The organism is Labrys sp. KB_33_2 (assembly GCF_052114505.1).
Taxonomy (GTDB): Bacteria; Pseudomonadota; Alphaproteobacteria; order Rhizobiales; family Labraceae; genus Labrys.
This window is the reverse complement of record NZ_JBFREW010000023.1, coordinates 45,651-57,842: the sequence shown is the minus strand read 5'-3', so window position 1 is coordinate 57,842 and position 12,192 is coordinate 45,651. Positions and strand designations below refer to the sequence as shown.

The 12,192-nt window shown below is 59.7% G+C and carries 10 protein-coding genes; 4 read left to right on the top strand and 6 right to left on the bottom strand.

The features are described 5' to 3' along the window. The first annotated feature begins 49 nt into the window (after nt 1–49). The gene (locus AB4037_RS30595; RefSeq protein ID WP_441774077.1) at nt 50–964 is read left to right on the top strand and encodes a haloalkane dehalogenase; all 915 of its coding nucleotides are present in this window, start codon (nt 50–52) and stop codon (nt 962–964) included. Nucleotides 965–1,176: 212 nt separating this feature from the next. Here AB4037_RS30595 and AB4037_RS30590 read toward each other — a convergent pair whose 3' ends face one another. Continuing rightward, a complete protein-coding gene (locus tag AB4037_RS30590) occupies nt 1,177–2,196 on the bottom strand; it encodes a 1-aminocyclopropane-1-carboxylate deaminase (RefSeq protein WP_441774076.1) in 1,020 nt (339 codons plus the stop codon). Nucleotides 2,197–2,334: 138 nt separating this feature from the next. Here AB4037_RS30590 and AB4037_RS30585 point away from each other — a divergent pair, with 138 nt between their 5' ends. Together AB4037_RS30585 and AB4037_RS30580 are read left to right on the top strand one after the other, a co-directional pair. Continuing rightward, nucleotides 2,335–2,811, top strand: coding sequence for an Lrp/AsnC ligand binding domain-containing protein (locus AB4037_RS30585; protein WP_441774075.1), 477 nt, complete (start codon nt 2,335–2,337; stop codon nt 2,809–2,811). Nucleotides 2,812–3,199: 388 nt separating this feature from the next. Beyond that, entirely contained in the window at nt 3,200–5,278 is a 2,079-nt protein-coding gene (locus AB4037_RS30580; RefSeq protein ID WP_441774074.1) for a caspase family protein, read from the top strand. Nucleotides 5,279–5,422: 144 nt separating this feature from the next. Here the strand turns inward: AB4037_RS30580 and AB4037_RS30575 are convergent, their stop codons facing one another. The 5 genes from AB4037_RS30575 to AB4037_RS30555 form a co-directional block, all read right to left on the bottom strand. Continuing rightward, nucleotides 5,423–6,220, bottom strand: coding sequence for a phosphodiesterase (locus AB4037_RS30575; RefSeq protein ID WP_441774073.1), 798 nt, complete (start codon nt 6,218–6,220; stop codon nt 5,423–5,425). 211 nt (nt 6,221–6,431) lie between these two features. Beyond that, a complete protein-coding gene (locus AB4037_RS30570) occupies nt 6,432–6,938 on the bottom strand; it encodes a DUF2165 family protein (RefSeq protein WP_434961108.1) in 507 nt (168 codons plus the stop codon). Nucleotides 6,939–7,169: 231 nt separating this feature from the next. Continuing rightward, nucleotides 7,170–7,904, bottom strand: coding sequence for an aspartate/glutamate racemase family protein (locus AB4037_RS30565; RefSeq protein WP_441774072.1), 735 nt, complete (start codon nt 7,902–7,904; stop codon nt 7,170–7,172). Further along, nucleotides 7,901–9,277, bottom strand: coding sequence for a dicarboxylate/amino acid:cation symporter (locus tag AB4037_RS30560; protein WP_441774071.1), 1,377 nt, complete (start codon nt 9,275–9,277; stop codon nt 7,901–7,903). The genes AB4037_RS30565 and AB4037_RS30560 overlap by 4 nt, the downstream gene beginning before the upstream one ends. Before the next feature lie 4 nt (nt 9,278–9,281). Then, a complete protein-coding gene (locus AB4037_RS30555) occupies nt 9,282–10,187 on the bottom strand; it encodes a substrate-binding periplasmic protein (RefSeq protein ID WP_441774070.1) in 906 nt (301 codons plus the stop codon). Between the two features lie 822 nt (nt 10,188–11,009). Here AB4037_RS30555 and AB4037_RS30550 point away from each other — a divergent pair. Further along, on the top strand, nt 11,010–12,191 hold the full coding sequence (locus tag AB4037_RS30550; protein WP_441774069.1) for an efflux RND transporter periplasmic adaptor subunit: 1,182 nt from the start codon (nt 11,010–11,012) through the stop codon (nt 12,189–12,191). Nucleotide 12,192 lies beyond the last annotated feature (1 nt).

Below are 12,192 nucleotides of genomic sequence, written 5' to 3'. Positions count from 1 at the left end.
TAAGTCAAACCTACAATACGCTCGTGCGTATATAAGGGAGGCGATTGTCATGTCCGCAAATATCGAAACATCCAGTCTGGCGGTACTCGGCTCGCACATGGCCTATCGCCATGCGGGCTCGAAGAGTGCCCCCGTCACGCTGTTCCTGCATGGAAACCCAACGTCTTCCTACATTTGGCGCCACATTATCGGAACAGTGGCGTCGCGTTCCCACTGCGTGGCCCCGGATCTGATCGGGTTCGGAGAGTCAGGAAAACCCGAAATCGATTATCGCTTCGTCGACCACGTGCGCTATCTTGAAGCGTTCATCGACGGGCTCGGCATATCCTCGGCCTATCTCGTCGCGCAAGACTGGGGGACGGCGTTTGCCTTCGAACTTGCGGCGCGGCGGCCCGGTTTCGTCCGCGGCCTTGCTTTCATGGAATTCATTCGTCCGATGGCGAGTTGGGACGACTTTCATCAGGTCGAGGCGGCCAGGGCGCTGTTCCAGAAGTTTCGAACGGCGGGGATCGGCGAGAAACTGATTCTGGACGACAATGTATTCATCGAACATGTCCTGCCCGGTTCCATCAAGCGCGAGCTGAGCGTCGACGAAATGGACGCCTATCGGGCGCCATTTCCAACCCCGCAATCGCGTCGTCCGATTTGGCGGCTGCCGAACGAATTGCCGATTGCAGGCGAGCCGAGCGACGTCTGGACCTTGCTCGAACGGGCTCATGTCGCTTTGCGCAGGAGTTCCTATCCTAAGATCCTGTTCGTTGGTGAGCCGGGAGCACTCGTCTCTCCAGAATTCGCCGAAGGCTTTGCGAGGCAGCTCCACAATTGCGAGGTCGTACACCTGGGCAGCGGTGCGCATTTTCTTCAGGAGGATCATCCCAGTGAGATCGCTTCAGGCGTGTGCCGCCTGATCGAACTGCATGAGAACGGGTTTGCTGTGTCGCCTGCGATCGATACATGCTTATGAAGGCTTCCCGGGAAGCAACGCCGATCCCGGGGGCCACCATGGAGCGCATGTGCCGCAATTCTTCGGCGCGATCTCGATGGGCCATTTCTTGCCGCGAGCGGCTGAGACGGTCCCGTACAGCTTGTTGCGCGAGAGCCGGAGGCCAGTCTCTTCCGGGTCCGTGCCCTCGCGCCGGTGTCGTTCCCGGCAAGCCCGGGAATGGGCAATCCATGTCAGCCTTCGCGATAATAGTAGCTGTAGCCGTTCAAGGCCGGTGCGCCGCCGAGATGGGCGTAAAGCACGCGTGAGCCCTCGGGGAAGAAGCCCTTGCGCGTCAGATCGATCAGCCCTTGCATCGATTTGCCCTCGTAAACCGGGTCCGTCATCATCGCCTCGGTGCGGGCGGCGAGCCGGATCGCCTCGTTGGTTTCAGCCGACGGGACGCCATAGGCCGGATAGGCATAGTCCGGGTTGATGATGATTTCGTGCTCGCCGATCTTGCGGCCGAGCCCGACCAACGCCGCGGTGTTGTCGACGATGGTGCGTACCTGTGCCCGCGTTTGCTCGAGAGTACCCGAAGCATCGATGCCGATCACGCGATCGGCGCGCCCCTGTGCGGCAAAACCGACGATCATGCCGCCCTGGGTCGAGCCGGTGACGACGCAAACCACGACATAGTCGAACGTGAAGCCAAGCTCCGCCTCCTGTTTTGCGACCTCCTCGGCAAAGCCGACATAGCCGAGGGCGCCGAACTTGTGAACCGAGGCGCCGGCCGGGATCGGATAAGGCTTGCCTCCGGCCGCCTCGACGGATTGGATCGCATCCTGCCAGCTCTTGCGGATGCCGATATCGAAGCCGTCCTCGACGAGCCGGCAGTCAGCGCCCATCAGCCGTGTCATCAGGATGTTGCCGACCCGGTCGTAGACGGCGTCGTAGTGCGGCACCCATTTTTCCTGGATGACCACGCATTTCATGCCGATCTTGGCGGCGGTCGCCGCCACCATGCGCGTGTGGTTGGACTGAACGCCGCCGATCGACACCAGCGTGTCCGCTCCCGAGGCGATGGCATCCGGCACGATATATTCGAGCTTCCTGAGCTTGTTGCCACCCATGGCAAGGCCGGAGTTGCAGTCATCGCGCTTGGCATAGATCTGAACCTTGCCGCCAAGGGCTTGGGTGAGACGCGGCAGGTGCTCGATCGGCGTCGGGCCGAAGGTCAGCGGATAGCGCTCGAATTTTTCAAGAAGGGACATCGGACTGGCTCCATGAGACAGGAACCGAGCCTAGTCGAAAAGTCATGGAGGGTGCTTTCGAATTTCACCTTCATATTTTATAAAAATCTCGATCGAACGTATATTTAAATACGATTTGTTCCTAACAATAGGGTATAAATGAAAGAACCTTCCATTTCCGATCTCGATCGCATCGATATCAACATATTGCGCGCCCTCCATGCCGATGGCCGGCTGAGCAATGCCGAGCTTGCCGCACGCGTGAATGTCAGCCCGGCCACCTGCCACAGGCGCACGCAACGCCTGTTCGACGAGGGCTTCATCACCGGTGTTCGTGCCGAGATCGCTCCCGTCTCCGTCGGTCTCGGTGCCCTCGTGATGGTCGGTGTGGTGCTCGACCGTTCGACACCCGAAAGCTTTGCTGCCTTCGAGGGAGCGGTACTCAAGCTCAAGGAGGTCTTGGACTGCAATCTCGTGGCGGGCGATTTCGACTACCTGCTGAAAATCCGCGTCTGCGACATGGCGGATTTCAACAAGTTGCATGGGCAGAAACTGATCGCATTGCCAGGCGTGAGGCAGACGCGCACCTTCTTCGTCATGAGGGAGGTCAAGGACAATGCGCGCCTGCCGTTCTGACGGAAGGATGCCCTTATTGGCGAAAGACCTGACCCGTCCTGTTGGTCTCTCGAGCATCGTACCGAAAGGGGGATGCCCATTTTTTCGAAGACAGGCGTTGCAAATATAGGAACCGCGCGGCGTGTTCGATCTCGGTTCAGCAGTCGCGCTTATGACCGTTGCGGGCTTGTTCGCGCATATGGCTTTTTGCTGATGCCCTGCGAAGGCGGGAACGGGAATGCAGGCCTTCCGATCCGCGGCAGGCCTGCAACGGTTCGGCACAGTCTTTTCCGCCGTCAGCAATCCGTTCTTCCCGCTCAATCAACTGGCTGCTGGAAGAGGCAAGTCAATTGCGGCTATAGAAGGAGGCGGGGCTCGCGCAATCGATCGACTGCAGGAAATGCCGAACTTGCTCACCCGCCTGTGCCTGCTTGCATTGATCCTGCTTCAATTCGGTATCGTCGAGAGAGTCAGGGCGGCCTCGCCCGAGGCTGGCTTTTGCCGCCAGATCCCGGCGGGCCGCGACAGCAGTGACAGGCGCGTGGCGCTGGTCGTGGGCAATGCGGCCTATCTGCATGGATTGCCGGTGCTTGCAAACCCTGCCAACGATGCCGCCGCAGTCGCCGGGACATTGAGCAGGCTTGGATTCGAGGTCTTCCTCATCACGGATGCCTCGGGCCGGCAATTGCAGGCCTGCCTGACGCGCGCCAGCGCGCGGATGTCGCACGCCGCCATCGGCCTGTTCTATTATTCGGGCCATGGCATCCAGGTCGATGATGAGAACTACCTCGTTGCTCTCAATGCGCACGCAGGAAACCTCAAGACGGGCTTTGTGCCCGTGCAGCCGATCGTCGATGAGATCCAGCGCCGGTCCGCCGCGACACTCGTATTCCTCGACGCCTGCCGGAACAATCCGCTGGCGCGCCATGGCCGTGAGGGCCTGTCGGTGTCGACCGGCCGCGGCATCCAGGTCGTGGCCAGCAGAGTCCCTGTCGCCAAATCCGCTTCGCCGCAGACCCATGGCCTGATGGTGGCCTATTCGACCTCGCCCAACTCGGTCGCCGTGGACGGCGATGGCGACCTCAGCCCCTTCACAGATGCTTTCATTCACAAGGTCCTCTCACCCGGCTACTCGATCCAGCGGGTGATGAGCGAGGTGACGAACGCCGTCGGCGAGCAGACGACATGGGCTCAAACACCCTGGATGAAATCCTCGCTCACCAGCGAGCTCAAGCTCGATGGTGAACAGACTTTGCAAGAGGCCCAGGCGGTCTCGCAAAATTGGGCGAACCTGTCGCTGAAGCTGTTGTGGACCCACGAGGGCCGGCAAGCCGCGCTGGCTGCCGCCTTGAAGGGGTTGCCGGCCGATCCGAGCGAGGCGACGCTCAAAGCGTTTCCGGATGCCTATCTCGCCGTCTTCTCCGCCATGCATGCCAGCATGTCGAAATTGCCCGTGAACGGCTTGCCCCTTGGCGATATCCACGGTGATCAGGTCGCGGTGTTTCGCTTGCTCGAGAATGGTGCTTCCAGCCTTGAGCTTTGGTCTCGATCACGCCAGGTTCTGTTGCGCCCGGTGACGGAATACCCCGCAAACGAGGCCCATGGCGCCAGATTCAGCCCCGACGGCACCCTCTTGTTGAGCTATGGCAACGGCACCGTCGCGGGATGGGACGTGGCCACTGGCGTCAAGCGCTTCGAGACCGTGATCGCTCATGAGGCTGTCGGTGGCCTGCTCGGCCCGCGCACATGGATCTTCGACATCGGCTTCAGTCCGGATGGGCGTTTCTTTTATGCAACTGCAACGGACAAGAAAATTCTCCAGATCCTCGACGCCCGCACGGGGAGTGTCGTCGAGGCCTTCGACAGCACCAGTTTTGCCCCCGTCCCGGATGCGACCCAGGCCCCGACGGTAAGATATATAGACGAAGACAGGCTACTCCTGCTGCTGTCGTCGGGCCAGCAACCCGAACGGCCCGTGATTGCGACCTATGATCTGAAGCAGCATCGGCTGACGCTGATCGACCATGTTCCCGCAAGGTCCGTGACACATTTCGGTTATGACCCGGCAGGGCGTTACGTCGCCCTTACGGTCATGCCCGATAATGGCTTCAGCGGTCAGGCCGATTTCATGGTCTGGGATCTTCGTTCCAAGAAGAGGGTCTTGTCAGCCAAGGGCCTGATCATGGACGTCTCCTTCGATCCGACGGGGCGTTTCGTGCTCGCGAGCGCTGGAACGTCGTCGACGGTGTACGATCTTTACAGCGGCAAGGAGACCAGTCTGGCGGCGATACCATCCGGATTTCGGGCCATGCCCGGCTATATTGCCTCGTCGACGGGACTGTCGCCTGTGGCGATGCCAACAGGTCCCTGGTTCTCCTGGGATCTGCCCAACGGGCGGGCGCTCGTCGATTTGGCCTTTTCGATGCTGCCCCCGGAACAGCAGGCGAGCGTGGCCCAGGATCGGGTCTCATACATCGGAAATGACTAGAGTGTTTTTTCGATTTGGCGGAATTGCCAAGAATCGCAAAGACGCGTCGAATCAAAGAGTTAGAGAAAAATAGCGTTTCCGTCTAAACACGTTTTGCTGCATCGTACCGAAAAGCGGATACCGGATGTAGAACGAGGTCGTCGTTCAGAAAAAGGGCATCGGCCCAGGAAAGCGTCCGATCGGGACCCAATGGGTCACCAGGCCTTGTCGGGGCCGCCAATGGTGCAACAAGAAGGCCGGTGGCTCGACATAGGAGGCAGGTGGGGCGCCCTCTGTCAGGCGGAGCGCGATGGAAGTTGCGGTGCTCGGTGCGGTCAGGAGCGTGGTCCCTGCGAACCGTGCTTGCATGAAACGATGAATATGTCCGCAGAGGACGCGCTCGACATTGCCATGGCGGAGCAATAGCTCGGCAAGGCGCTCTCCACGAAGGCATTTATAGGCATCGATGATATCGATGCCGCTATCGATCGGTGGCTGATGCATCAGGATGGCGGTCGGCCGATCCGGGTGTTCCGTCAACGCTTTCTCGAGCCAGAGGAGGGCTGCATCATCGATTTCTCCGTAATGCTGGCCGGGAACGGTGACGTCGAAGCCGATCACACGGACCGGCCATCGCCCACCTGTATCGAAATGGAGAGGGCCAGCCGCCACCAGGTGGCCTGTTTCGCTGAAACAGGCCCTGAACGCCGCCCGCTCGTCGTGGTTGCCTGGAATCGCATAGACGGGCTGGCGCAATCTGGATAGCGCGTGCCGGACGGTCTCATATTCTGCTTCGGCCCCTTCATCGACCAGATCGCCACCGATGATGACAATGTCTGGCTCCGGCCTGAACGCTTTGAGCGTTTCAATCGCCAGATCGAACATCGCATTGGAGTCCACAAGTCCCTGATAGAGATGGCCTTTTTCTCGCAAGTGGGGATCGGATAAATGGGCGATCAGCACTCTGTTGCCTCATCACGTTTCTTAGCCGGTCATCAAAAGAGACTTCGGCCCCCGGAACAAGCCCGAACTATGCCCAGTCTTCACCCTCGCCAGGCAAATAATGGGCAGGGCACTAGGGGCGCCGCGGCCGACAATCTATCGGCGCATGACCATTCCACTGTCGTGACGTCCCGGACGGCAGCCCGTTGGCTCGCAAAAGGTCAGGTCCCTCTCACGCCGTCGGGCGTTCGACGTCCTCGTCGGATTGCATGATGAAGATCAGCACGAGGAGAATGGTGACATAGAATCTGAAGGCGGGATTCTGGCCATTCCAGGTTGACGATTGCCACATGGCAAACCACTCCCCGCCGATCACCATGAAGCCGAAGAACCAGACGAGAAAACCGATCGTGGACGCCATGACGGCATAGTTCTTGGCAGCATGGAAGCTTCTTGCCGGCGCGTGACGGGCTTTCCAGAGCGAAGCGGTCGCAGCTAAGTATAAAATACAGGTAATTCCTTCACCGGCTATGATCAGAATATAGGAAGAATTCCATAAAACCGGAGTGCTGATCGACCTGTACATCAAGCTGTTGCCTGGGAACGTGCTGTCCATCGACAGGACGTGCTTTACGAATTCGTAGTTCGAGCCATAGTCGGTAATATTGCCAAACGTAACGAGAAAGGCGAAAGCGGCAAGGCAGAGGCACATGACGATCTTGGCGTAGCGCGTGGACATATGCTGTACTTCCTCGGTTGAGACGGATGGGCCCTCGATTTGAATGATTCTCCAGCCAACAGGCCTCGGGGTGGCAGCGTCGTTCTCACGGCCAGTGCGAAGGCCTTCGATGCGCCGCGAGCCATGGACCCGATGAGACCGGCAGCAGCGCATACGCATAAGCCTTTGTCGCCCGCCAAAATGGCATAGTGGCCTCGGGTCTCCGTCGAAAACCTCAGACATCCGGGCACCTCACATGGCGGCATTGCGCCTGCGATCTGGATTGCGAAGTCGTTGAACACAGGTCAGGGCCAAGGCTCGCGAGGCGTCGATCACCAACATGCCCTCCGGCACCATGTCCTCTGCCGCGATGGGAAGTTCCGTGCAGGCGAGAATGGCTGCCTCCAGTCCATCTTCCCGGCAGCGCTCGAAGGCCGCCGCGCAGGCGAGTTTTGCCTGTTTGAGGTTGCCCAATTTCACCTGCCGGATCGCATCATCGACGGCGTCCTGGAAAGCCGGCCCGATGGGGTTGCGGCAAGCGATGCCCGCCTCTTGCAGGCGTTGCTGGTAGAACCCCGAATGCAGGGTACCTCGGGTTGCCATGACGGCCGCCTTGTTCCCCCTGTACTGGCGATGCAACGCGTCGATTGCCGCGTCGGCGATGTGAATGATCTCGGCCTTGGAGCCTTCGGACAGGGCGTCGTACCAGTGATGGGCGGTATTGCAGGCGATGGCGATGATTTCGACATCGAGGCTGTTGAGCATCTCGACCGCTTCGATCAGCCAGGGCAGCGGCTTGTCATTGCCCTCGCGGACCGCCCCTGAACGGTCCGGTATCTGTGGCACGCTCAAGATTGCCATGGAGATATGGTCGGCATCGTTCTCAGCAGGAACCGCGTCGATCGTCTTGCGATAGAAGTCCGCGGTGGCAAGAGGGCCGAGACCGCCAACGACACCGAGACGGGGTCGCAGGAGCCGGCCGGTCATGCTGCAGCTTCTGCTTTGGGTAGGTTGAGCGCGTACTCCTCGCTATCATCGACCGGATGCTGGGCCAGGTCCTTGGGCGCGATCGCGGCCGTCGCCGCGGCGATCGTCGATACGATCGTCAGCGTCCGCATGGTGTCGGTCAGCGCGTCGATGGTGAGAAACAGCACGAAGGGGGCTTCGAAGGGCAGGTTCAGATGGGCGCACAGGATGGCCATCTGCGATAGCGTTACCGCACCGCTCATTCCGGCAGTGGTCAGGCCGACCAGGATCGAAGCACCGGCGATGTAGACGTAATCGCTCGTGTTGAGCGAACGCCCATAGAGCTGGGCGATGAACAACGAACCGCAGACGAACAGCATGATGGGCCCGGCGCGCAACATGGTGACATGAAGCGGCACCAGCATTTCCACCACGATGCGGTTGAAGCGCAGGCGCTCGCCGACAAGGCTGATGATCCAGGGGATGCTCGCCGTGCTGGAACGGGTCGCGATGGCGATCATGAACAGGGGCTGATGGGCCTTGAAGGTCGCCCACAGGCTCTCGCCGCTGCGAAACCAGACCACGAGCAGCGACAGCATCATGATGATGCCCGTTGCAATGGCGAAGGTGGCGATGAAGCCGACCATCAGCATCAGCGGCTCGACACCGGTCAACGCGGTCTGGCTGGCGATGATCACGAAGGAGGCGAGGGGCAGCAGGACGTTGAACCAGCCCGTCATGATCAGGCAGGCCCGGTAGATCGTCTCGAGTGCGTTGGCGAAGCTGACGGAGGTGGCTGCGGGGACGCGGCCGATGCCGATGCCGAACAATATGCAGAAGACAAGCACCTGCATGGTATTGCCCACCGACAGCGAATTGAAGATGTTGCTGGGTATCAATTCCAGCAGGCCGGAGAAAACGCCTTCGTTCGAGGGCGTTTTGCTGGGCGGCGCCAGCGTCATCTGCAGGTCCGTGCCGATGGTCCCTCTGCTGTTGAGCACGGTGCCGAGCTCGATGCGTTCCTGCACGTCGGTAATCACGCCCGGCTTCAGCAGCAATGTCACCATGCCCGTGATCGCGACCGTTGCCACGGATATTACGACGATCGCCAATACAACCCTGGAAAGATAGGCGGCAGTTTGCGGATCCCGGGTCATCGACTTGATCGCGAAGACCGTCGCCGACACGATCAAGGGCAAGACGACCATCTTCAACAGATTGAGATAGGCGTCGCTGATCGGGGCGAGGGACTTGGCGAAATCCGGCAGATACGCGCCGCAGAGGGCACCGAGGATCACCGATGCGATGACCGTCCAGGGCGATTGCGAGATGCGCCGCAGGCCGACATTCCAGGTCGACGGTTTATGTTCGCTCGAAACGGACACGGAACTCATGACGTCAGGCCTTGTGCAGGTAGCGGTCCACCAGTTCGTCGGCCGTCATGGGCTTGTCGCGGCCGGACAGCTCGAGGAACAGATTGATGAATTCCAGGAGATAGGGGGAACCTCGGCGCACGCCGATCGCGATCGTGTCAGTGAGATCGGTCAAGGTAACGGATCGCGCCACAATGCTGAGCGACGGGTCCTCGTGCAGCAGCCGCTTGATTTCCAGATCGTCGCGGTAGGCCGCGTCGACGCGGCCGTCTCGCACTGCCGCGACCAGTTCCTGCCAGGCCAGGAAAGTGCGCACCTTCGCCTTGGTGAAATTGGCTCGCGCGTAATATTCGAACGATGATCCGGCGATTACGCCCAACTCGCCATCGAAGGAGCGCACGACTTCCTCCGGCTGCCGCCCATTCGAGAGGACCGCGAAGCGGACCCGATTGATGATCAGGGCATGGCTCAGTCGGGCATAGGGGTGGGAATAACTGATGTTTCGTGCCCGATTGAGGGTGCGGCTCAGCTTGGCGACGACGATGTCGGCGCGGCCCCGCTGGATAAGCGCAACCGCGCCATCGAAAGTGGAAGGACTCCGGTCGAGGACCAGCTGCACGCCGAGGGCGTCAGCAAGTTGCTGGCTGGTGTCGGCATCGATGCCCTGCGACCTGTCGTTGCTTCCTCCGAAGAATGGCAAGGATTGGAAACCCGGCATGGCAACGACGAGGGACTTGCGTGCCAGAATTTCGTCGATGTCTCCGGCCAACGGCGTTGTTACGGGAGGCATGTCGGGTTGCTCGGGTTGCGTTGCTGCGGCAACCGGCGATACGGCGAGAATGGGTGCTGCCAGAAATAGAACACGCCTGCTGATCATGATGCTGTGCAATCCCGAAAAGAAAAAAGACTCACATCCAATCTTAATAAGCAACGAAATCCAGGAATTCCTCGCATAACAGTGCGTCGCCTTCTCAAGCTACACTACATTCCCACCCCGATATTGAGTCCACAAACGGCGCGCGCCATATGGCTTGAGCAAAAGATTGCTTTCGGCTCAGTCGAATACATGTTGAGAGAGAATTGTCTGCCCAATCTTCCGGACGTTGACGTCATCCTTTCAATACGAAATTCTCAAGCCCCGCATAACACTGTAACTGAATAAATCATGCAGAATTATACCCAGACTAGCTGCGGATGACCTTAGATGGTGTTCTGATTTTTACAAGGTACCGCAACGACAAAAGTTTCCTCAGGAAAGAGCTAGCCGCATCTTCTTATGCTTTCTGCCGGCGCTTCATGCCCTAGGGTTATATTCTGTTCATACCATACGAAATAAAAATAGATTTGATTTCATAAAAATTGAATCAAAATATATATTAAATTGTTTATATATTATTTACTAAACGGACAAGTTCAATTTTAGATGATGTTGGTAGTTACGATTTAATTTTTACTTCGAGAAACAAGATTATTTTTCGCAGAGACGAAGAAAAAACCAAATCTCCGATCCGGCGGACCTGAGTCACCCTCTAAATGGTGGCTGTCTTGGCTCGACGGGTGCCATAGGTACCCCCGGGCAAAAGATACCGGCTTTGTCGCAAATTGTGCAACGCAGCAAACCGGGTACATCCTTCGACAATCTGCCCCCTTGATCGGCACACTTTCAAGACAGGCCTCAATCAATCTGGCCCCCGATAAAGGCGCTCCGGCAGCAGGCGGAACGTCGGCAGCACGCATGGCGCGGAGCACGGACTTGAAGAATATCAAGGCAATCACAGGGCTGGCCGGCCTGACGATCCTGGTGGGCATGAGCGCCGCCGGATGGAGCCTCTATCAGGCACGGGCGGCCGTGACGCCGGCATCCATCCGTCCCGCACCCGCGGTCGTCGTCTCCCAACCCCTGCAAATGCGTGTCGCCGACACACAGGAATTCGCCGGCCGCTTCCAGGCCAGTGCGATGGTCGAGATCAGGGCACGGGTGCCAGGCTATCTGGATGCCATCAATTTCGAAGACGGACAATTGGTCGAAAAAGGCCGGGTACTCTTCGTCATCGACCAGCGCACCTATCAGGCCTCGCTCGACATGGCCAACGCCCAGCTGAAGAGCGCCAGGGCGCAGGCGGAGCTGGCCGGCCAGGAACTGGACCGGGCCCGTCAACTGGTCGGCACGGCTGCCGTCTCGCGCTCAACGCTCGACCAGCGCCTGCAACAAAAGGCAGCGGCCGACGCGGCGATCGAGACGGCACGGGCCACCCTGCGCCGGGCTGAACTGGATCTCGAATTCGCAACCATTCGGGCCCCCATTGCCGGACGGGTCTCCAACCGACGGCTGGATGTCGGCAGTCTCGTCTCCGATAGCGGCACGGTTCTCACCACTATCGTGGCGCTCGATCCGATCGACTTCATCTTCGACATGAGCGAACGGGACTTCCTGCGCCATGAGCGTGTCATGAAGGCAGGAGCCATGCCGTCCATGCGCGACAAGGGCGTTACCGTCCAGGCCCGGCCGGATGGCGAGGCAGCCTGGGCCCATGGTGGCGTCATCAGTTTCGTCGACAACCGATTGGAGCCGGGCGCCGGAACCATCCGCGCCCGCGCCACGCTTCCCAATCCGAGCCTTTCCATCACACCCGGCCAATTCGGCCGGGTTCGCATGGCTGCTTCCGGGGACTATGCGGCGTTGCTGATCCCGGAGACCGCCATCCTCACCGACCAGGCAACTCGCATCGTGCTCAAGCTGGGAGCCGACAACACGCTGCTGGCCACCACCGTCGGGCTGGGTCTCAGCCGCCCGGATGGGTTGCGGGTGGTGACCAGCGGGCTCGGCCCCGACGATCGTATCGTCGTCAACGGCCTGCTGCGGGCTCGGCCTGGCCAGAAGGTCGCGCCCCAACCGGGCAACATCGCCGTGCAGACGGCCGGCCTCGCGGAGTAGA